Origin of the sequence: Nocardia sp. NPDC056564 (assembly GCF_042793755.1) — a bacterium.
Lineage (GTDB): Bacteria > Actinomycetota > Actinomycetes > Mycobacteriales > Mycobacteriaceae > Nocardia.
Map to the genome: position 1 here is coordinate 766,490 of NZ_JBHTUR010000002.1, position 19,991 is coordinate 786,480.

General features: G+C 68.9%; 17 protein-coding genes. 8 read left to right on the plus strand and 9 right to left on the minus strand.

Features of this window, described 5'->3' with window-relative positions:
• Nucleotides 1-1,132: 1,132 nt before the first annotated feature.
• The 3 genes from ACFQ9K_RS07690 to glsA all read right to left on the minus strand — a co-directional run bounded on the left by ACFQ9K_RS07690 (nucleotide 1,133) and on the right by glsA (nucleotide 4,739).
• Nucleotides 1,133-2,017, minus strand: a complete 885-nt coding sequence (locus ACFQ9K_RS07690; protein WP_378714983.1) for a CPBP family intramembrane glutamic endopeptidase — start codon at nucleotides 2,015-2,017, stop codon at nucleotides 1,133-1,135.
• An 85-nt stretch (nucleotides 2,018-2,102) separates the two neighbouring features.
• On the minus strand, nucleotides 2,103-2,783 hold the full coding sequence (locus ACFQ9K_RS07695) for an SIMPL domain-containing protein (protein WP_378714981.1): 681 nt from the start codon (nucleotides 2,781-2,783) through the stop codon (nucleotides 2,103-2,105).
• A gap of 90 nt (nucleotides 2,784-2,873) precedes the next feature.
• Nucleotides 2,874-4,739, minus strand: coding sequence for a glutaminase A (gene glsA, locus ACFQ9K_RS07700; RefSeq protein WP_378714979.1), 1,866 nt, complete (start codon nucleotides 4,737-4,739; stop codon nucleotides 2,874-2,876).
• A 167-nt stretch (nucleotides 4,740-4,906) separates the two neighbouring features.
• Here glsA and dxs point away from each other — a divergent pair, with 167 nt between their 5' ends.
• Both dxs and ACFQ9K_RS07710 read left to right on the plus strand, forming a co-directional pair.
• The gene (gene dxs / locus ACFQ9K_RS07705; protein WP_378714977.1) at nucleotides 4,907-6,829 is read left to right on the plus strand and encodes a 1-deoxy-D-xylulose-5-phosphate synthase; all 1,923 of its coding nucleotides are present in this window, start codon (nucleotides 4,907-4,909) and stop codon (nucleotides 6,827-6,829) included.
• Nucleotides 6,830-6,915: 86 nt separating this feature from the next.
• Nucleotides 6,916-7,296: a DUF5655 domain-containing protein gene (locus ACFQ9K_RS07710; RefSeq protein ID WP_378714976.1), complete on the plus strand. Its 381-nt coding sequence runs from the start codon at nucleotides 6,916-6,918 to the stop codon at nucleotides 7,294-7,296.
• Between the two features lie 31 nt (nucleotides 7,297-7,327).
• On the opposite strand, the gene ACFQ9K_RS07715 is transcribed toward ACFQ9K_RS07710, so the two are convergent.
• Entirely contained in the window at nucleotides 7,328-7,885 is a 558-nt protein-coding gene (locus ACFQ9K_RS07715; protein WP_378714975.1) for a CGNR zinc finger domain-containing protein, read from the minus strand.
• 107 nt (nucleotides 7,886-7,992) lie between these two features.
• On the opposite strand from ACFQ9K_RS07715, the gene ACFQ9K_RS07720 reads away from it, so the two are divergent.
• Nucleotides 7,993-8,403 carry an SRPBCC family protein gene (locus ACFQ9K_RS07720; RefSeq protein WP_378714973.1) on the plus strand — a complete coding sequence of 137 codons (411 nt, stop codon included), beginning with the start codon at nucleotides 7,993-7,995 and terminating at the stop codon, nucleotides 8,401-8,403.
• Nucleotide 8,404: 1 nt separating this feature from the next.
• Here ACFQ9K_RS07720 and ACFQ9K_RS07725 read toward each other — a convergent pair whose 3' ends face one another.
• Both ACFQ9K_RS07725 and ACFQ9K_RS07730 read right to left on the minus strand, forming a co-directional pair.
• The gene (locus tag ACFQ9K_RS07725) at nucleotides 8,405-9,667 is read right to left on the minus strand and encodes an HRDC domain-containing protein (protein WP_378714971.1); all 1,263 of its coding nucleotides are present in this window, start codon (nucleotides 9,665-9,667) and stop codon (nucleotides 8,405-8,407) included.
• 149 nt (nucleotides 9,668-9,816) lie between these two features.
• Nucleotides 9,817-10,455 (minus strand): DUF3000 domain-containing protein, encoded by a 639-nt coding sequence (locus tag ACFQ9K_RS07730; protein ID WP_378714969.1) that lies wholly within the window; start codon nucleotides 10,453-10,455, stop codon nucleotides 9,817-9,819.
• Nucleotides 10,456-10,861: 406 nt separating this feature from the next.
• On the opposite strand from ACFQ9K_RS07730, the gene hemE reads away from it, so the two are divergent.
• The gene (gene hemE, locus ACFQ9K_RS07735; protein WP_378714968.1) at nucleotides 10,862-11,917 is read left to right on the plus strand and encodes a uroporphyrinogen decarboxylase; all 1,056 of its coding nucleotides are present in this window, start codon (nucleotides 10,862-10,864) and stop codon (nucleotides 11,915-11,917) included.
• A 52-nt stretch (nucleotides 11,918-11,969) separates the two neighbouring features.
• On the opposite strand, the gene ACFQ9K_RS07740 is transcribed toward hemE, so the two are convergent.
• Together ACFQ9K_RS07740 and ACFQ9K_RS07745 are read right to left on the minus strand one after the other, a co-directional pair.
• Entirely contained in the window at nucleotides 11,970-13,391 is a 1,422-nt protein-coding gene (locus ACFQ9K_RS07740; protein ID WP_378714967.1) for a M64 family metallopeptidase, read from the minus strand.
• A 72-nt stretch (nucleotides 13,392-13,463) separates the two neighbouring features.
• Nucleotides 13,464-14,612 carry a hypothetical protein gene (locus ACFQ9K_RS07745; protein ID WP_378714965.1) on the minus strand — a complete coding sequence of 383 codons (1,149 nt, stop codon included), beginning with the start codon at nucleotides 14,610-14,612 and terminating at the stop codon, nucleotides 13,464-13,466.
• Between the two features lie 149 nt (nucleotides 14,613-14,761).
• Here ACFQ9K_RS07745 and ACFQ9K_RS07750 point away from each other — a divergent pair, with 149 nt between their 5' ends.
• The 3 genes from ACFQ9K_RS07750 (at nucleotide 14,762) to ACFQ9K_RS07760 (ending at nucleotide 17,276) form a co-directional block, all read left to right on the plus strand.
• Entirely contained in the window at nucleotides 14,762-16,108 is a 1,347-nt protein-coding gene (locus tag ACFQ9K_RS07750) for a protoporphyrinogen oxidase (RefSeq protein ID WP_378714963.1), read from the plus strand.
• A 149-nt stretch (nucleotides 16,109-16,257) separates the two neighbouring features.
• Nucleotides 16,258-16,953, plus strand: a complete 696-nt coding sequence (gene hemQ, locus ACFQ9K_RS07755) for a hydrogen peroxide-dependent heme synthase (protein ID WP_378714962.1) — start codon at nucleotides 16,258-16,260, stop codon at nucleotides 16,951-16,953.
• Nucleotides 16,954-16,973: 20 nt separating this feature from the next.
• The gene (locus ACFQ9K_RS07760) at nucleotides 16,974-17,276 is read left to right on the plus strand and encodes a putative quinol monooxygenase (RefSeq protein WP_378714960.1); all 303 of its coding nucleotides are present in this window, start codon (nucleotides 16,974-16,976) and stop codon (nucleotides 17,274-17,276) included.
• Nucleotides 17,277-17,443: 167 nt separating this feature from the next.
• Here the strand turns inward: ACFQ9K_RS07760 and ACFQ9K_RS07765 are convergent, their stop codons facing one another.
• A complete protein-coding gene (locus ACFQ9K_RS07765) occupies nucleotides 17,444-18,925 on the minus strand; it encodes a phospholipase D-like domain-containing protein (RefSeq protein WP_378714958.1) in 1,482 nt (493 codons plus the stop codon).
• A 169-nt stretch (nucleotides 18,926-19,094) separates the two neighbouring features.
• Between ACFQ9K_RS07765 and ACFQ9K_RS07770 the strand changes: the two genes are divergently transcribed.
• The gene (locus ACFQ9K_RS07770) at nucleotides 19,095-19,970 is read left to right on the plus strand and encodes a DUF6585 family protein (RefSeq protein WP_378714956.1); all 876 of its coding nucleotides are present in this window, start codon (nucleotides 19,095-19,097) and stop codon (nucleotides 19,968-19,970) included.
• The last annotated feature ends 21 nt before the right edge of the window (nucleotides 19,971-19,991 follow it).

Sequence of the window (19,991 nt, forward strand, 5' to 3'; positions counted from 1 at the left end):
CCGATCCCTTGACGATATCGGCGGTCGGGCGGTGTCGGTTGAGTCGCGTTTCGAGTGCTCGGCGGCCTGCGCTTGTCCATCGCGGTTGAGGGGCCGGGTGGGTCGCCGTCGCCCGGTCGTGATCGATGTGGCGGGCGTGCGGCGTTCCGGTATCCGAATTGGCCCAGCTGGGTGGATATTTCACTCGGCGCATCGATTCCTTGACGATATCGATGGGCGGGCGGTGTTGATCGAGCCTCGTTTCGAGTACTCGGCGGCCCGCGCTCGCCGCGTCGTGGGTTGGCTACTGCGCGAGCCACACTTGACCGATCGCGGTTGAGGTGCCGGGCGGGTCGCCCGATCGTGATCGACGTGCCGGGCGTGCGGCGTTCCCGTATCCGAATCAGCCGAGCTAGGCGCCGATTCCACTCGGCGCAGCACCCACTCGACGGTATCGAAGGGCGGGCGGTGTTGATCGAGTCGCGTTCGAGTGCTTGGCGGCCCACGCTCGCCGCATCGTGGGTTGGCTACTGCGCGAGCCACACTTGACCGATCGCGGTTGAGGTGCCGGGCGGGTCGCCCGGTCGTGATCGACGTGCCGGGCGTGCGGCGTTCCCGTATCCGAATCAGCCCAGCTAGGCGCCGATTCCACTCGGCGCAGCACCCACTCGACGGTATCGAAGGGCGGGCGGTGTTGATCGAGTCGCGTTCGAGTGCATGGCGGCCCACGCTCGCCGCATCGTGGGTTGACTACTGCGCGAGCCACACTCGTCCGATCGCGATTGAGGTGCCGGGCGGGCAGCATTCCCCGGATCACGAAATGGGGTCTGCGCGGGCCACGTTCCCCGCTTCCGCATCGTGCGGTTCCTGCCTCGGACATCTCCGCCGACCGGTGCATCTCGTCGCTCTGACCGATCGGCGCATCTCATCGCTCTGGCCCATCGGGGACAGCCAGCTGATCGCCAGCGTATGCCGACGATCCGCTGACGCACCGAGAGTTCCGACCGGTCGGCAGGCGGCAGCCACAGCCGGGACTGACCGCAGAGCCGAGCCGCGAATGACCAACCGACGGAGAACTCGAGGTGCCAGCCGATGTCATCGGCTCGGTCCTGAGCACGGCGAGATCGCCCCGCCCACAACGGCTTGCGGCGAGTTAGCCGAACGATGGCCACGAGTGTGCCGGTGGGACAAATGATTCCGTCTTGGCCCGCATCCGGCGGACCGGGAACCAGGTGAACAGCAACGCGGCGACGACGGCGAACACGCCCCAGCCGACGAACCCGTACCCGGCGTAGAGCGGATTCGCCTCGTGCTCAGCCGAGTTGAACAGGCCGAACAGCATCGCGCTCCCATTGAACGCGGCATGCGCGACGGCACACGGCCATACGCTCCCGGTGTACATCCGTAACCATCCGAGGATCGCCCCGAACGGTACACAGAACCCGATGAACGCCACGGCCGCCCAGGCCCCGAGATTCGGATAGTTGTACCCGAGCAACGTCAGCGGCGCATGCCACAAACCCCAGATCACCCCGGTGGCAACGATTCCGCCGGCAATCCCGAGCCGATGGTTGAGCTGCGGCAGCAACCAGCCACGCCACCCGAGCTCCTCACCGAGCGCGAACGGCAGGGTGCCGAGGGTGGCCACGGTGACCGCGTCGACGATGACCGCCGCCACGGTCTCCGCACTCTGGAACTCGAAGACATACACGCCGAACACCACACTCAACCCGAACGCCAGCCACAGGACCAGCGGCGTCCCCACCCAGGCGACCACCATGAACCACACGGTCTGCCGAGGTCGCGCACCGAGCCGTAACCCGTTCTGCGCCAACAGCGCCGACCACGATAGTCGCCGATACCGCCACACCGCCAGCACCCCGAGCGCAGGGGAGAACATCATCAACGCGGCCCCCGTGTGCAGCCACAGAGCGGACTGCAAACCCTCCCCGTCGATCCACGGCCCCGACGCGAGCACCCAGGCCGCGGCGACCGCGACGAACAGGAACAGAACGAAATCGTTGCGACGAGCGATCATCCGACATCCTTAGGACGGCGTGCTGCCTTACCTATTCGGACGCAGGACGTGCCCCTCCGGTTCCCTCGGGGCCGAAAGTTCTCGCCTAATCCATCTGCCAGGTAACCCGGATCCCCGCCGAGATCTCACTCTCGCCCAGCTCGACCGGAACCGGCGCGGCCCCGTACGCGTCCATCGCGATCGACATCGCCTTCACCCGCGGAACCGAAGGCGGTGCGCTGGCGGTGTTCTCGGTGATCTCCAACACCGCCCCGAGCGTGCGCCCGGCCCGCGCAGCGAACTGCTCCGCCTTGGCGACGGCGTTCTCCCACGCCGCATCCCGCGCCTGGACGAGCAGCGACTCCTGGTCGGCGAAGGTGAGATTCAACCCACCGAGCCGAACATCGTCACCACCCGCGTCGACGGCGTTCGCGATGATCGTCGCGGGCCCCGGATCCGCGTCGTCGGCGAGGTTCCGCAACGCGATGGTCAGCGACGTGCTCGCGAGGTATCCGGTGATCCGATTGCCCTGACCTTCGGTCCACACGGTTTCGGTATGGACGGACAATCCGCTGGTGGCGATATCCTTCCCCGCGACCCCGTCGGAGCGCAGCGAACGAGTGACGGCGGCAACCCGCTCCCCGGCCTTGCTGTAGGCCAGCGCGACCTTCCCCGCCCGGCATTCGACCGAGATCGTGACGCGCATCAGATCCGGCGTGGCCCGCGCGGTACCGCTGCCGAAAATGGTGACGGTGCCCGCGGCAGCGGACTCGGACTTCTCGTTCACGGGATGCTCCTCTGATCTGTCGGCGGTGAGTCTCGCGTCATGAGGTCAACGGTGGAGATCGCGGAATCGTCCCCGCGAGTGGCGGGCCGCTCAGTAATCACCCCCGCGCACCGCGATCGCGCGTACCGCCGCGTCCATCTGCGCGTACGCTCCCGCCGCCAATCGCTCGAGCAACGCCAGTTTCAACTGCGGCGCCTGCGACGTCAGCTGATCGAAACGCGCAGGTTTCAACACCGCCACCCGCACCCCGGACTCCGCCCGCGCCTCGTTCACGAACGGCGTCCCCACCAGCATCGGAATCTCCCCGAACGACATCCCAGAGGACAAACTCACCAGCCGATGCGTCCGACTGTCACTGCCCTCGAAGGTGATTCGCACCCGGCCCTCGAGGATCAGGTACAACCCCGAACGCGCACTCCCGCGCCGCGCGATCACCTCGCCGCGCGCGAACGTGCGCACTTCGAACTCCTTGGCCAACGCGACCCGATCACCGTCCTCGAGCGCGGCGAGCGCCGGATGATCCTCGATCGCGATCGACGTGCACACCGGCTCGTCATCGGGCCGATGCCGGTCGAGCACGATGTCCTCACACCACTCGGTCGCGGTGTCGCGGTCGATGAACACCCGCCCGCGCGGATCGTCCGGATCCAGGCTGGAAACCAGGTGCCCGAGCTTGGCATCGGGATCGACGAGCGCCACCCGCACGCCGATCGCCGCGAGCTCGGTCTGCAAGTCATCGATCATCCGCACCGCGATCGCGCTCACCTCGCCGACCCGGCGCAGATCGACCACCAGCGCATCCAACTCGCCGGCCTGTGCCTCGATGGTCCGCACCGCGCTCTCCGCGCCGGCGAACAGCAGGTCACCGTGCAGTTCGTAGACCCGTGCCCGATGCCCGTGCTCGGCAAGCACCGCGATCTCGTCGGTCGTCCGGCGCAACCGCGACGGCACCTCGGCCACCGAGTACCCGGCCCGGATCGCCGTCCGCGCGGCCCGCGTGACGTGCAGGAAGTGCAGCTCCAGCCGCTGCGACAGCTCGCGGCAGGCCGCGACGCCGCGCACGCTGTTGCCGTGCGCGTCCAGCCGGGGGGAGTAGACCGCGATGCCGATCTGCCCGGGCAGCACCGCGACGATGCCGCCGCCGACACCGCTCTTCGCGGGCAGCCCGACGCTGGTCACCCAGTCGCCTGCCGCGTTGTACATGCCGCAGGTGGTCATCACGCTGAGCACCCGCTCGGTCAGGGCCGTCGACAGCGCGCGTTCCCCGGTCACCGGGTTGCGGCCGTTGTTGGCCAGGGTCGCCGCCATCAGCGCGAGGTCGCGGCAGGTCACGTCGAGCGAGCACTGCCGGAAGTAGCGGTCGACCGCCTCGTCCGGGTCGGAGTCGATGATGCCGAACGAGCGCAGCATGTAGCCGATGGCGCGATTGCGGAACCCGGTGCGCGCCTCGGACGCGTACACCGCCTCGTTCATGCTCAGTTCGCGCCCGGCGAAGCGCGAATAGCAGCGTCGGATGCGCTCGAATCGCTCGAGCGGATCGCGGCCGGTGATCAGTGAGGCCGCCGTGATCGCGCCCGCGTTGATCATCGGGTTGCGCGGTCGCTCGGTCACCGGATCCAGGCTGATCTCGTTGAACGCCTCGCCGGAGGGCTCCACATCGATGCGCGCGTCCACGAACTCGGTGCCGCGATCGGCGAGCGCGAGCGCGTAGGTGAACGGCTTGGAGATCGACTGGATGGTGAACGAGACGTCCAGGTCGCCGGTGCCGTAGCTCCGCCCGTCCGCGGTCGCCAGGCACAGGGCGAATGAATCCGGTTGCGCCGCAGCGAGTTCCGGAATGTAGTCGGCCAGTGTACCGGAATCATCCGGCAGGCACAGCTGGTAGACGTCGTTGACGATCCTGGACACGACGCCCGATTCGATTGTCCGCTCGATCGCCTCTCCGGCCTGGGCCACACGATCACTCTAGGCCGAGTACCGTATGCCGAGGCTCACATTTCGGCTTGATGTCGGCTGGTGGCGGTCATTGCCAGGTGCGGCAGTTCGGTTCTCGTTCGTAGGCACTGACCGCCGCTCCGTAGACTGATCGGATCAGATGCGCTATCCGGAGGGAGCGAGTTCAGGTGGGAGTGCTTTCCCGGGTCGACACGCCCGAAGATCTTCGACCGCTCACCGCGCGGCAGCTGCGTGAGCTGGCGGACGAGATCCGCGAATTCCTCGTGCAGAAGGTCGCCGTGACCGGCGGGCACCTCGGCCCGAATCTCGGCGTGGTCGAGCTGACCATCGCCCTGCACCGGATCTTCGACTCGCCGGCCGACCCGTTGATCTTCGACACCGGCCACCAGGCCTACGTGCACAAGATCCTGACCGGCCGTAAGGACGAGTTCGACACGCTACGCAGGCAGGGTGGCCTGTCCGGCTACCCGAGCCGCGCCGAGAGCGCGCACGACTGGGTGGAGTCCTCGCACGCCTCCGCGTCGCTGTCCTACGCCGACGGGCTGGCCAAGGCGTTCGCGCTCACCGGCCAGGACCGGCACGTGGTCGCGGTGGTCGGCGACGGCGCGCTCACCGGCGGCATGTGCTGGGAGGCGCTCAACAACATCGCGGGCGCCCCGGACCGGCCGGTGGTGATCGTGGTCAACGACAACGGCCGCTCCTACGCGCCGACCATCGGCGGCCTGGCCGACCGGTTGACCGCGCTGCGCACCCAGCCCGCCTACGAGCACGCGCTCGACGCCGGGAAGCGGATCCTGAAGAGCATCCCGCGGGTGGGCGAGTCGGCCTACTCGATGATGCACGCGGTGAAGGCCGGGATAAAGGACGCGGTGAGCCCGCAGGAGCTGTTCAGCGACCTCGGCATGAAGTACGTCGGCCCGGTCGACGGGCACGACATCGCCGCGCTGGAATCGGCGCTGCGCCGGGCCAAGGACTTCGGCGGCCCGGTCGTGGTGCACGCGGTGACGCAGAAGGGCCACGGGTACGCGCCGGCGGAGAACCACATCGCCGACCAGATGCATGCCTGCGATCCGATCGATCCGCTCACCGGCGTGCCCGTCGGCGGCCCGAAGGCGCTCGGGTGGACCTCGGTGTTCTCCCAGGAGTTGATCGCGCAGGCCGAGAAGCGGGACGACATCGTCGCGATTACCGCGGCCATGCCGGGACCGACCGGGCTGGCTGCCTTCGGGGAGCGGTTTCCGGAGCGCATGTTCGATGTCGGGATCGCCGAGCAGCACGCGATGACGTCGGCGGCCGGGCTCGCGCTCGGCGGGATGCATCCGGTGGTCGCGATCTACTCGACGTTCCTCAATCGGGCGTTCGATCAGTTGCTGATGGATGTCGCGCTGCTGAAGCAGCCGGTGACCGTGGTGCTGGATCGCTCCGGCATCACCGGGCCGGACGGTGCCAGCCACAACGGCATGTGGGATCTGTCCGTGCTCGGGATCATTCCCGGGATCCGGGTGGCGGCGCCCCGGGATGCGGCGACGTTGCGGGAGGAACTGGCGGAGGCGCTTGCCGTCAACGACGGGCCGACCGCGATCAGGTTCCCCAAAGGCAGTGTCGCCGACGACATTTCGGCGGTCGAGCGGCTCGACGGGGTAGATGTGCTGCGGCTGGCCGCGAGCGCCGGTGCGGATCTGGCGCTGGACGGCGGCGGTTCGGTGCAGGCGGTGCGCGGTGACGTGCTGCTGGTCGCCGTCGGCTCGTTCGCCGAGGTCGCCCTGCAGGCCGCGGATCTGCTGGAGGCCGAAGGGGTTTCGGTCACCGTGATCGATCCCCGCTGGGTGCTTCCGGTGTCCGACACCTTGGTCAAGCTGGCCGAGAACTACCGGCTCGTAGTGACCCTGGAAGACGGCGGACTGCACGGCGGCATCGGTTCGACCGTGTCCGCTCGGCTGCGTAACTCCGGACTCGACATCCCGACCCGCGATCTCGGTGTGCCACAGCAGTTCCTGGATCACGCGTCGCGCGGCGCGGTGCACAGCGAACTCGGGCTGACCGCGCCGGATATCGCCCGGCGGATCGGTGGTTGGCTCGCGTCACGCTGAATTCCGCCGTGAATCAGCGGGACATGGTGGAGGCATAACGCGATATCAGGCTCTGCCGTGTCCCGTTCGTGGCAATAATGGCAAGGATGGACGAGCACACGGTCGAGAATCTGTTCGCCGAACGACCGGAGGCGCTGCGCCTGTTCCGGCGTCTGGCACCGCGGATCGAGGCCCTCGGCGCGGTCACCACCGCGGTCACCACCAGTCAGGTCTCCTTCGGCGCGGACCGGAAGTTCGCCTGGCTATGGCCGACTCCGCGGGCCGAGCGGGTCCCGGAAGACGTCCTCATGCTCACCCTCGACCTGCGTAAACCGTTGGCGGACCCGCTGATCCTCGGTGTGCAGGAAACCTATCCGGGCAAGTGGACGCATCAGATCCGGGTACTGGACGAGTCGGTCATCGAGCACGTGGTGAACGAGGGCTGGCTCGAGGCCGCCTACGACTTCGGCGTCAAAGAGACGAAGTAGGGCGAAAGTACCGTCCGCCGAGCAACTTCGACTAGCGCGCGGTCCGTCTCCGTTGCGAGGCACGGACTTTCACCCGATTGCCGCACACGTTCATCGAGCACCAGGTGCGACCGTGGTTGCGCGACTGATCGTGGAAAGCCCAGCGGCAGCTCGGTTCTCGGCAGGCTTTGAGGCGCGGCCAGGTGCCCGCGGCGACGGCGGTCGCGACGTCGGCGAGCAATGTCGCCAGTGCGTGCTCGATCGGCTCGCGCGACTGGGGGACCAGGCGCGGCGCGACGCCGCCGACGTCGAGGCGCAGCGGTAGCGCGGCGGTCAGTGTCGCGAGTCGCGTTCGCGCGGTGGGGTCGAGCCCGTCCGGGCGCGGGCTGGTGACGGGCTCGGCGTTGTTCTCGGCGAGCAGCGCGCGCAGGCCTTCCCGCAACCAGACGGCGCGTTCGCGATCCTCGGCGTCGGCGTGCGCGAGATCGGGGAGCAGGTCGTGCGTGTGCAGCCAGCTCGTCAGCTGGTCGGGGGTGCCCAGCTCGTCCCCGTCGGCGCGCCGCGTGTTGACGAAGTCCACGATGCGCTGCAAATCGGTGTTACCAACCACCGCACCATAATAACTGTCTATTGACGATGGATAGTTAGCTAACTATCGTTCAGCTCACACTAGTTAGCCAGATCCGGCTGCATCCCACCCGCACAAGGAGCCTTCTGATGGCAACGGTCAAGAAAGAACTCATCGTCGAGGTTCCCGTCGAGCGCATCTGGGCGATCATCCGCGATTTCGAGGCGGGCCCGGTGCGCATGGCCCCCGGCTACGCCATCGCGAGCGGCCTGGTCGCCCCGGGCATCCGGGTGGTCGAGTTCGCCAACGGATCGACGCTGCGCGAACGACTCGTCACGATCGACGACGACGAACGCCGCTTCGTCTACTCGATCATCGGCGGCAGCGTGACCCCCGAGCACAACAACGCCACCATGCAGGTCTACCCGCACGGCGACGGGCACAGCCGTTTCGTCTGGATCCACGACGTGCTGCCCGCGGAACTCGCGGACGCGTTCGGCGCGGGCATGGACGAGGGTCTGCGCACCTTCAAGCAGACGCAGGAAGGCGCGGTGGCCTGAGCTACTCGGCGGGCGTCGGCGTGAGCGCCACGGTCAGCCGCGGCACGGCCAGTTCACGCTGCCAAGGCCTGGCGCCGCCCGACTTCAGGAAGCCATCGATCGCGGCGGCCAGGTCGTCGGGGGAGTCGGGGATGCGGTCGTAATCCGGCAGTCCGTCCCAGCACAGGCGGCGGACCAGATCGGGGGAGAGCAGGTTCTCGACGGGGATCGAATGCTCTTTGGACAGCTCACCCATCGCGGTCCGCGCGCGAGTCAACCGGGCGGCCGCGGCCGGGTCGCGGCGTTCCCAGCGGTTCACCGGGGGCGGTCCGTCGAACGGCTGGGTCAGCGGGGGCAGGTCGCTGTCCGGCAGGGTGCGGCCGCGGTCGACGGCGGCCAGCCATTCCCGCGAGTAGCGGCGCTGGCGAGGTCCGCCGAACACCGGCAGGGCGCGCAACTGCGCGATGGTCTTCGGATCGGCGGTCACGGCCGCGATGATCGCGGCGTCCGGCAGAATCCGCGCGGGCGCGACATCGCGGGCACGGGCCAGGGAGTCGCGGGTGGTCCATAGCTCGCGAACCACGGCTAGCTGCCTGGTCCGGCGTAGATTGTGGATGCCGGAGGTGCGCCGCCACCGGTCCGCTTTCGGCGCGGCCGGCTCGGCCGTCCGGACGTGCTCGAATTCCTGTGCGGCCCAATCGGTTTTGCCTTGCGCCTCGAGCTCGGCGGCGACCGCGTCGCGCAGCTCCAGCAGCAATTCGACATCCAGCGCCGCGTAATTCAGCCATTCGTCGGGCAACGGACGGGTCGACCAGTCGGCCGCGCCGTGCCCCTTGCGTAGCGCGTGACCGAGCAGATTCTCCACCATCGCGGCCAGGCCGACGCGTTCGAAACCGGCCAGCCGGCCGCCTAATTCGGTATCGAACAGACGCTTCGGACGTAGCCCGACCTCGGCCAGACCCGGCAGATCCTGGTCCGCCGAATGCAATACCCACTCGAGCTCGTTGATCGCCTCGGCCAGTGGCTCGAGCGCGTCCGCGACTGGAATCGGATCGATCAGGAAGGTGCCCGCTCCGTTGCGGCGCAGCTGAATCAGATAGGCGCGCGCCGAATACCGGAAACCCGAGGCGCGTTCGGCGTCGACGGCGAGCGGGCCGGTGCCCGCGGCGATTCGAGCGGCGGCCGCGGCGATTTGAGCGGCGGTGTCCAGTACCGGAGGCACGCCATCCACGGGCGCGAGCAGGGGTGGCGCGCCGGGGGGTTCGGATTCGTCGGGTACGGACATGTTGTTGAACTTTACGTGCAGTGCCGGGGCGGTCGTCGTCCTATCGGGCTTCCGTGTGTCGGGCGGCGGAACAACCGCGGAATCGACGGATGCTCTCGTTGGGTGGAACGCCGTATCGCCCGCCGGTCTTCCCGCGACCGCCGATCCGGCTATCGCTGATCGTTCGACAGGTCCGGGCGCCGCTGCAATTCGGTGATACCGGCCGGTGGGAGACCCGCCGCGTAGGCGAGGACCTCGCAGAAACCCTCCACGTGCGGGCGCATGTCGTCGGTTATCGCGGTCCAGGACGCGCGTAATTCGAGCTGGTGGGCGCGCGGCGGGCCGGCGATGTCGCCGTAGCGCACCGAACTGGTCGAGGTCACAGTCCCGCCGAGCGCGGTGAACGGCTCCGACCGCGACTCCAGCGCGTCGACCAGCCAGCTCCACGCCACCTCCGGTAGCAGCGGGTCGGTGGCCAGTGCGGCATCGATGTCGGCCTGGATGTAGGCGACCAGCCGCAGGGTGCCATGCCAGGCGTCGTCACCGTCGGGGTCGTGCAGCAGGATCAACCTGCCGAACGCGTCGCCTTCCGAATCGACCGGCACGACACCGGTTTCCGGGTGCTGTACCTCGGCACCGAGTGCGTAAGAGTAGGGCGCCAGACGTTGCGGCGGCCGGATCGGGGCCAGCTCGATCCGAGGGTGCACGGTTGCGGTGCCCATCGCCTCGACCGCGGCGCGAAATTGAGCTGGCTCGCCATGGGGTCCCTCGGTCGCTGCGGCGCCGTCGCGGAAGTCGAGCGGTGTCACGAAGGGGACGGTAGACCTTGTGCACCCGGCACAGTCGGAGGCGCGCCGCTGTATTGCGGCCGCGTCTGCGGGCCTTCGCAATATTGCGCGCGTTGCGCACATCGGCGTGTCGCGCTCTCCGGCGGTCGGTCAGGGGCGGCGAATCGGGACTGTGTGCAGGCCCACGGGTTGCGGAGTGGTCCGGACGGACCAACTGGGCCATCGACCGATAGAGCGAACGAGTCGCAACGCCAAGCAACCCACCGATCCAGAGGCTTGACACCGCGTCGACCACGGAGCGCGGCCGTACGAAGCCGGTGTCCTGCGGCCGAGCCGAGCACCCGGCGTCGGCTCGGCCCGGACGGTCGAGCGTTCGGGTGGGCGGCCTGGTGGGGACTGGGTGGCGGTCCCTTTACGATGGGCAGCGATGAGCACAAATACTCGCCGCCGCCTGACTGATGCCCCGTTCCTGGCCGCCGCCACCGGCGCGACGCCGAGCCGGCGTCCGGTGTGGTTCATGCGGCAGGCCGGACGGTCGTTGCCCGAGTACCGCGAGCTGCGCAAGGGCGTGGGCATGCTGGAGTCGTGCTTCGATCCGGAGCTGGTGTGCGAGATCACGCTGCAGCCGATCCGCAGGCACGGGGTGGACGCGGCGATCCTGTTCTCCGACATCGTCGTTCCGTTGAAGGCGGCGGGGATCGACCTCGATATCGTGCCCGGCGTCGGGCCGGTCATCGCGTCGCCGGTGCGCACGGTCGACGATGTGCGCGCGCTGCCGCGGCTGCGGCCGGAGGAAGTGGGCGCGGTCACCGACGGGGTGCGGTTGCTGGTCGACGCGCTCGGGGAGACGCCGCTGATCGGGTTCGCGGGCGCGCCGTTCACCCTCGCGTCGTACCTGGTCGAGGGCGGACCGAGCAAGAACCACGAGCGCACCAAGGCGATGATGTACGCCGATCCGCAGACCTGGCACGCGTTGCTCGGCGCGCTCACCGACATCACCATCGCGTTCCTGCAGGCGCAGCTCGACGCCGGTGTCGACGCCGTGCAGCTGTTCGACTCGTGGGCCGGCGCGCTGTCCCTCGCCGACTACCGGCGATTCGTGCTGCCGCACTCCGAACGCGTCTTCGCCGAGGTCGCCGCGGCCGGCGTGCCGCGCATCCACTTCGGGGTCGGCACCGGCGAACTGCTCGGCGCGATGGGCGAGGCAGGCGCCGACGTGGTCGGCGTGGACTGGCGGGTGCCGCTCACCGATGCCGTGCGCCGGGTCGGACCGGGAAAAGCGTTGCAGGGCAATCTCGATCCCGCCGTGCTCTTCGCCGGCCCGGCCGCGGTCGAGGCCGAAGCGCGGCGGATCGCCGCCGAGGCCGACGAGGCAATCACGTTGGGCGCCAAGGGACATATCTTCAACCTGGGCCATGGCGTGCTGCCGGACACCGACCCCGGCGTGCTGACCGCACTGGTCCAATTGGTGCACGAACTGTAGGGCTCGCGCGTGACCTAGTGCCGAAAGGTCGCTGCCGTCAAGGCAGGTGGGTCTATTCGGCCTCGATGAACCGGCGTAGCGACTGTGGCAGCTCGGCGACCGTCAGGTTCCCGGTGGTGGCGACCAGCGCGGTATTAGCCTCCGAGCCCTCGGCCATCGCCGCCGTGCCTGCCGCGAGGGTCGTGGGCGCGTCGAGTGAGACCAGGTTGAGGGTCAGATTCGCGGACGCCGCGGCGCGGAGCTCACCCGTGGGCACGCGGACGACGAAGTCGAACGCCTCGGGCGCGTAGGTGTGATGCGCACGCGGGCCATCGGGTCCGATCTCGCTGAACGACCGGCTGATGCCGGCATCGGGGTGCGACCCGACCGACACTCGACGGTCGCCGAGGAACAGCTCGTGCGCCAGGCCCGCGGTGAGGGTGCCGGGTTGCACCAGCGGCCCCTCGACCTCCCGTGCCTCGACGATGCTCAGCTCGCCGTTGTCTACATGGACCAGCAGCCGCACATAACTCTCTGCGCCCATGGCGTTTTCGCTCTCCTCGGCAAGTGCGCTGACCGGTAGGCGCGGCGCGGTCTGCGCCGCCATCGCTCGCTCGCACACCGGGCAGAAGGCGGGCGAATTGCTGCGCATCCGGCAGTCCACGACCGGACGGAAGACGCCGCGATCGAAACTGCCCGCGCCGCCCTCGAACAGCCCCACGCCCTTGTTGTCGTCCCAGCCGGCCGGCTTGGGTGGCCGGTAATCGTCGCCGCCGGTGGGAATCGGCGTGTTCTGGTCGATGTCGCCTGCCCATTTCACCGTGGCGCGGTCGGTGTTGATCGTCAGATTCGGCTCTCCGGGTTCGCCGCCCGTGTACTGGTTGTTCGTCTGGTGGTACTCGTCGCCGAGTCCGCCTAGGGCATGGCCGAATTCGTGGGCGATGGTCGACCACGACACCCCCAGCGGCAAGGTCGCACGGCCGCTGCCACCGCACCCGCCGAACCCCGGATTGTTCAGCAACAGGACCACGAGGCGATGGTCGGAGACCCAGATCGAGAGGGCGCGCGCCAACCGATCGCCGGTCTGCGCCCCGTCCTCGACCCAGCAGTGCGCCCAGTCGCCGTTGTAGAACGCACCGAGGGCGGTGTTGTGATTCACCTGTGCGACAACGGCTCCGCTCGCATCGTAGGTCTTGGTGCTGATGCCGGAATCCACCGAGACCAGGTTGATCCGCAGCAGATTGAACGCGGACTTGTTGGCCTTGAAGAAGTCCTGCGCGAACAGACCGTTCGTCAGCAGGTTGTCGACCGCCTGGTTGTACGCTTCCTGATCCCGTGGGCCGAACCCGTCGCCGACCACCACGACGGTGATCTTGGCGCCCAGCGGACCGTGCTGGAACAGCGTGGTCATCGAGTCGCCGATCCACGGGACGGTGGACGCGGCGGCGTCGGTCCGCAGCCAGTCGCGCAGCCTCGACTGACGGGCGTCGCGCATCGGACGCCGCAGCGGGCCGCCGACATGACGAGTTCTCGTGAAAGCTCTGGTGCTCAGCATCGCGGCCGCCGGTCAGCGCGGGCTGACGAGGACACGGACGTAACCGCGGCCACTGGTCAGCGGTGTCATGGCCTTGCCGATCACCGCGCCGAAAGCGCGTTCGGGCTCGGTGACCCTGCGGCAGTGACCGGAGGTCGCCGAGGTGGTGAGCAGATCGCCGGGCCGGATCGGCGCCGCGTCCGCGTCGGCGGCACACCACACCTTGCCCATCAGGGCGATGTGCGCGCTGTTGTCCTGCCGGTCCAGCACGATGGCCGGTTTCACCCCGCCCGCGCCGGACACGATGCCCGCCACCGCGGTGTCGTAGTCGCTGGTGCACGGATGCACCTCGCCGTCGGCGCCGAGCACCACGACCAGTCCGGCCTCGACGGCGGGATCGGTCGTGCTCAACGCCTCCGCGTAGTCCGCGCCCTCGAGCAGCAGATCGCCGCGCACCGTGATGTTTCCGGTGACGTAGACGTTGCCCTCGAAGTATCCGGCGTCGCCGCCGCCGGTGTTCACCCCGACCACGGCACCGTGGTTGGGGTTCTTGGACCAGCCGCGCACGCCCTCGCCGTCCGCGCTCTCGAAGAATCCGGCCGTACCGCCGCCGGTGTTGACCCCCACCACGGCACCGTGATTCGGGTTCTTCGAGGTGCCGCGCACGCCCTCGCCCTGCGCGCTTTCGAACCAGCCGCCGTTCCCGCCCGGGGCCGCCGAGTTGTTGATGCCGACGACTCCGGCGCCCCCACCCTGGCTCTCCCCGACGATGCTGTTACCCGCGTTGGACAGACCGTAGACCGAAGCGCCACCACCGGTGTTGATACCGACCACACCACCGTGATTCGGATTCTTCGACAGACCGCGCACGCCCTCGCCGTCCGCGCTCTCGAAGTAGCCCGCATTGCCGCCGCCGGTGTTCACCCCGACCACACCACCGTGGTTCGGATTCTTCGACCACCCCCGAACACCCTCGCCCTCAGCGCTTTCGAACCAACCACCGTTGCCGCCCGGCGCCGGTGAATTGTTCACCCCGACGACGGCGGCGCCCGGCCCCTGGCCGTCACCGCGCACACCGAAACCGGTGTCGCTGGTGCCCTGCACACCGACACCGGCGGCCTTGTGCGTGCCGACCACGGCCGGTACGCCGGTTACGGTCGAATCCGCGTTGATGTTCCCCATGTCGATCATTCCCCTCGTATTGATTGTGGAGACCGCGCTGCCGAACTGCGCTTTCCCAGACTGGCTCGGCACCGGCTCCGGTGGCCAGTTTCGGTCCGACCATCGGACCGGTCGTGGGCTGGGCAGGGGTGGGGGATACCGTCGACGGCATGAGGATCGCGGTGGTCGGTGGTGGGATCAGCGGGCTGGTTGCCGCGTATCGGTTGCGGGTGTTGCTGGGGTCCGCGGCGGACATTCTGGTGTTGGACCGGGCCGAGCGGGTGGGTGGGATTCTCTATACCGGTGAAGTCGCCGGGGAGCCTTTGGATCTCGGGGCGGAGGCGTTCGTGGGACGGCGGCCCGAGGTGCCGCAGCTGCTGCGGGAGGTGGGGCTCGAGCCGCAGTTGGTGACGCCGGCGGGGTTGCGGCCACTGGTGTGGTCGGGTGGGGTGGCGCACGCGTTGCCCGAGCGGACCCTGATGGGGATTCCGACGGATGCCGAGTCGATGCGCGGGCTGGTCGACGCGGAGACGGTCGAGCGGATCGCGGGGGAGTCGCGGCGGCCGCTGGCCTGGGAACCCGGCGCGGATATCGACGTGTATCGGCTCGTCGCGGACCGGTTCGGGGCGCAGGTCGCCGAGCGGAGTGTGGATCCGTTGCTCGGCGGGGTGTACGCGGGAAGTTCGCGCTCGATCGGGGTGCGCGCGGCGCTGCCGACGCTGGCCGCCGCGTTGGACGATGGTGCGCCAAGCCTCACGCACGCGGTGTCCGTCGCGCTGCCGCCGCCGTCCGGCGCGCCGGTATTCGGCGGGCTCCGGGACGGATATCGGGTGCTGCTGGAGGTGCTGGCCGCGCGCTCCGGTGCGAAGTTCGTCACCGCGACCCCGGCCACCCGCCTCGCCCGCGGGTTGCGCGGCTGGGTCGTCGACCCGATCGGCGCCGTCGACGCGGTGGTGCTCGCGACGCCGGCGCCGGTGACCGCCCGGCTGCTCGGCACGGTGGCTCCGGACGCCGCGGCGGCCCTGGCCGGAATCGAGTTGTCCTCGTCCGTCGTTGTCGCGCTTGCCCTTCCGCGCGATACCGCGCTTCCGCAGAACTCGGGCATCCTGGTAGCAACCGGAGAACCTTTGCGCGCCAAGGCGTTCACCCTGTCCAGTCGCAAGTGGACCCATCTCGCCGAACGCGAAACCGCCTTGGTCCGTGCGTCATTCGGCAAGTTCGGCGACGACTCCACCCTGTCCTGGTCCGACGCCGACCTGATCGCCGCCGCGGCCGAGGATCTGTCCACCGTCACCGGCGTCCCGATCGACCCGATCTCCGCCGTCGTCCAGCGCTGGCGCGGCGGCCTGGCGCAATACGCGCCCGGCCATACCGGCCGCGTCGCGGCCATCGAACAGGCCGTCGCTCCGCTGGACGGTCTGGCCCTCGCCGGCGCCTACCTGCACGGCGTCGGAGTCCCCGCCTGCGTCGCCTCCGCCGATACCGCCGCCCACCACATCGCCACTGCCGCAACCTGATTCGCCGAGCCTCGCGGGCACGGGTGGGATGTGCTTGGCGCGCGTCGGCCGCTGCGTGCTCGGTGGGCGACGACCTCGATCGTCCGGGGAGATGCACGCCACCCACACCGCGAGGCATTCCCCTTCTCCCGAGTGGCACGATAGGACGCATGGCGCGACTCGATTATCAGGAACTCAACTCGACCATTCGCTACCTGATGTTCTCGGTGTTCCAGGTGCAGCCGGGGGTGCTGGGTGAGGACCGGGCGGCGGCGATCAAGGAGGCGCGGGCGTTCTTCGAGGGGCTCGCGGATCGTGACGTGGTGGTTCGCGGCGTGTACGACGTGGCGGGGATGCGCGCCGACGCCGACTTCATGATCTGGACGCATGCCGAACGGGTCGAAGACCTGCAGGCCGCCTACGCGGACTTCCGGCGCACCACCGAGCTGGGCCGGGCGAGCGCCCCGGTGTGGAGCAACGTGGCGCTGCACCGGCCCGCGGAGTTCAACAAGAGCCACGTCCCCGCGTTCCTGGCCGGCGAGGACCCGGGCAACTACATCTGCGTGTACCCGTTCGTCCGCTCGTACGAGTGGTACCTGCTGCCCGACGAGGAGCGGCGCAAGATGCTCGTCGATCACGGCAAGGCCGCCCGCGGCTACCCGGACGTGCGCGCGAACACGGTCAGCTCGTTCGCCCTCGGCGACTACGAATGGATCCTCGCCTTCGAGGCCCCCGAACTGCACCGCATCGTCGACCTCATGCGCGACCTGCGCGCCACCGAGGCCCGCCTGCACGTCCGCGAAGAGGTCCCCTTCTTCACCGGCCCCCGCGTCGAGCTGGACAAGCTCATCAACGCCCTGCCCTGAGCGACACCGAAAGCAGATCGATGACCAACCTTGTCGTAGTCGCGCACGTATCGGCGACCCCCGAAGACGCCGACGAACTGGAGCGCCGCCTGCGCCTGCTCTCCGACGCCAGCAAAACCGAACCGGGCTGCCTCGAATACGAGGTGTTCCGTTCGTCGGAGAACCCGGAGCGATTCGTCAGCGTCGAAAAGTACGCCGACGCCGACGCTTTCGCCGCCCACCGGGAAACCGCACACTTCCGCGACATCGGCCTCGCCCAGGTGATCCCGATGCTCGCCACCCGCGACATCCAGGTCTACCCCGCCGACTCCCGCCTCGGCTAGCAACCGATCGGCATGCCCTAGGATTTCGGGGCGTGCGGGTCGGGCCGGGGAAACGTACCCTTCGGTCCAGTGTTCATCGTGGATTGCTCCGCTGCGCTGTCCGAGGGGTGCTGGCGCAGGGAGAGTCCGTTCTCGGCGGTCGACGCGAAGGTCTTGGCGCGCGGGTCTCAACGCGCCGCACCCGCGGTCTTCAGTCTGCGAATACCCCGGTTCAGCAGGGGAAAGTCCCACAGGCTCGGCGGGGTTCGTTCGGGATCCATCAGCTCGTTCTCGGCCAGCGGGCTGTCCTCGTCCTCGACGGTGGCCGGCTCGAACCGCACCAGGGTCCGGCCGTCGCCGCGCAGGGCCTCGACGGTGCGCAGCAGCGAGGACGTCTCGGTGAGGGTGGCGTCGAACTTCGCGGGGTCGGCGTCGAGGTGCTCGCAGATCAGCCGGCGCCGGATGCCGAGGATGGTTTCGCGCAGCAGGTCGCCGTCCGCGGTGGCGGGGGTGACCTCGACGGCCAGATCGCATTCGGTGTCGAAGCCCATGGAGCGGTTGTTGAGGTTCGACGAACCGACCCGCAGCAGGCGATCGTCCATCACCAGCACCTTGGCGTGCACGTAGATCGGCGCGCCGGCCTCGGTGACGGGGTAGTAGACGCCGAGCCGGTTCTCGGTGTCGGCCTTCCACAGCAGGTGCAGTAGTCGGCGGCGCGCTCCGTCCATCGCCTGCTGCTCGAGCCAGCCGTCGGCGTGCCGCGGCAGCACCAGCACGATCTCCGGTCCGCCCGGCTCGCGCAGCCGGGTCGCGATCGCCTCGGCCAGGGTGCGCGAGGCCAGGTACTGGCTTTCGATGTACAGCGACTTCGTGGCACCCGCGATCGCCGCCAGATACAGCGCCTCGATCTCCCTGACCTCGGCCCGGGCGGCGAGTTCGGGGAAGGTCCGCGCGATTCCGACATCCACCGACCGCATCGTCGGCGCCAGGCCTTCGGGCCATGGTGTGTCCCCGGCGATCTCCTCGACCGGCTCCAGTTGCTGTCCGGTCGCCGCCTTCCACCGGGCCCTGGCCAATTCGCCGATCGCCTTCGCCGCGTCGCCGTCGACGGCGGTGGTCGCGTCGTGCCATGGCCCGTACCGGTGGCCGTTGGGCTCGGTGCGGTAGTGGTTGTCGTCGCGATGGTCGCTGGTGTCCCACCGGTCGACGGTCATGTCGATGCCACCGCAGAACGCGAGCGCGTCGTCGATCACCACGATCTTCTGATGGTGTGCCGAACCGATCGGATGCGCGCCGTCCATCTCGAAATGCAGGCGTCGATCGGTCATCCAATTGACCACGAAGATCGGCGTCATCCCCCGGCCGATCGCCGCGAGCGCGCCGATATTCCACTTCAGCAGATAGATGTCGAGATCCGGTCGCTGTTTGGGCAGCCAGGACAGGAACTTGCCCAGCCGATTCGGCCCGTCGAGGGTCTTGTCCTGCGGTTCGAACTTGATCCGGGTGTCGAAGTCCCAGCCGATCAATACGATCCGCTTGCGTGCCTGCAACATCGCGGACTTGGCGTGGCGGAAGTAGTCCGCGGCGTCGATGATGCACGCCAGCCGATCGGCCTGGGCGATCTGCCAGCAGGTTTCGCCAGGAGTGAGGATGTGTTGCTCGTCGCTCATGTCCAGTCAGTTCTCTCGTCCGGCCGACACCAGTGCTCGCCGGTGAACGATCCACATTACTGAAGGGGTGGTCGCGGACCGACCGCCGGTGCGTCAGCCGGTGGGTCGATCCGCCGCATCGCGCGGTGCGCGGGGGTAGCGTCGACTGGCACGACGGGGAGGAGGAGTCGTGCCCGAATCGAACGGTGGGGATGCCGCGCGGCAGGCGGCGTCGGAGCTCGAAACGGTGGCTGCCGGAGCGGATCTCGGGGAACCGGTCGCGACCTATCGGTGGCGGGGGCCGTCGATTCCTTGGCGCGGCTACGTGATCCTGGGCACCATCACGGTTCTCGTTTGCGGAGCGTGGGTGTACCTCATCGGCTTCGACGCGGCCGTGCTGTCGGGACCGCTGCTGCTGCTTGTCCTGGGTTTGCCGCTCTGGCTTCGCCGCCGGTCACGGTCCATCGATCCGAACGCGCGGTTGACGCTCTACTCGCACGGCCTGGTGGCGAGGGGTGCGGACGGCGCCGTCCGAGTCGCCCGCTATGACACGACCCTCGCCTATGTACACGCCTTGGTGTATCCGGCCAACTTCGTCCGGCGCGGCCCCGGACCAATCGGCTACCGCTGCGCCCTCACCGACATTGCGGGGCAACGCTTTTCGCTCGACGCAGACGTCGAATCCGAATTCTGGCAACGCGGCGGATATCGGGATCCGCAGCTGTGGGCGCCGGCAATCCAGGACGGCATCCTGAAAGCCTGCTTCGGCTCCGCCGCAGCGGCACTGGTCACCGGCCAGACCCTCACCTTCGGCCCGGTCCACCTCTCCGCCCTCGGCATCGCCACCGACGGCCCGCCCCTCGCCTGGCCCGACATCGAGGAGGTACGAGCCCAGGCCGGTCGATTGGGCGTCACGGTCGACGAAGCCTGGCGGCCCCTGAACGGCGCTGCCCTGGAACTGATTCCGAACTTCCGACTACTGCACGCCCTCACCGACCACCTACGCCGCCCGGCAGAGCCGGACAGCCAACCCGCCGACGAACCCGGCGAGCCGCACACCGACTGATCGGCGACCCCGGCCGGCCGC

Excerpts from the sequence above, each read along its gene's own strand:
- ACFQ9K_RS07740 (WP_378714967.1), bottom strand. The coding sequence starts at position 13,391 with ATGCGCGACGCCCGTCAGTCGAGGCTGCGCGACTGGCTGCGGACCGAC.
- ACFQ9K_RS07750 (WP_378714963.1), top strand. The coding sequence starts at position 14,762 with ATGAGGATCGCGGTGGTCGGTGGTGGGATCAGCGGGCTGGTTGCCGCG.
- ACFQ9K_RS07710 (WP_378714976.1), top strand. The coding sequence starts at position 6,916 with ATGGACGAGCACACGGTCGAGAATCTGTTCGCCGAACGACCGGAGGCG.
- ACFQ9K_RS07760 (WP_378714960.1), top strand. The coding sequence starts at position 16,974 with ATGACCAACCTTGTCGTAGTCGCGCACGTATCGGCGACCCCCGAAGAC.
- ACFQ9K_RS07745 (WP_378714965.1), bottom strand. The coding sequence starts at position 14,612 with ATGGGGAACATCAACGCGGATTCGACCGTAACCGGCGTACCGGCCGTG.
- ACFQ9K_RS07720 (WP_378714973.1), top strand. The coding sequence starts at position 7,993 with ATGGCAACGGTCAAGAAAGAACTCATCGTCGAGGTTCCCGTCGAGCGC.
- ACFQ9K_RS07690 (WP_378714983.1), bottom strand. The coding sequence starts at position 2,017 with ATGATCGCTCGTCGCAACGATTTCGTTCTGTTCCTGTTCGTCGCGGTC.
- ACFQ9K_RS07765 (WP_378714958.1), bottom strand. The coding sequence starts at position 18,925 with ATGAGCGACGAGCAACACATCCTCACTCCTGGCGAAACCTGCTGGCAG.
- hemQ (WP_378714962.1), top strand. The coding sequence starts at position 16,258 with ATGGCGCGACTCGATTATCAGGAACTCAACTCGACCATTCGCTACCTG.
- ACFQ9K_RS07725 (WP_378714971.1), bottom strand. The coding sequence starts at position 9,667 with ATGTCCGTACCCGACGAATCCGAACCCCCCGGCGCGCCACCCCTGCTC.
- hemE (WP_378714968.1), top strand. The coding sequence starts at position 10,862 with ATGAGCACAAATACTCGCCGCCGCCTGACTGATGCCCCGTTCCTGGCC.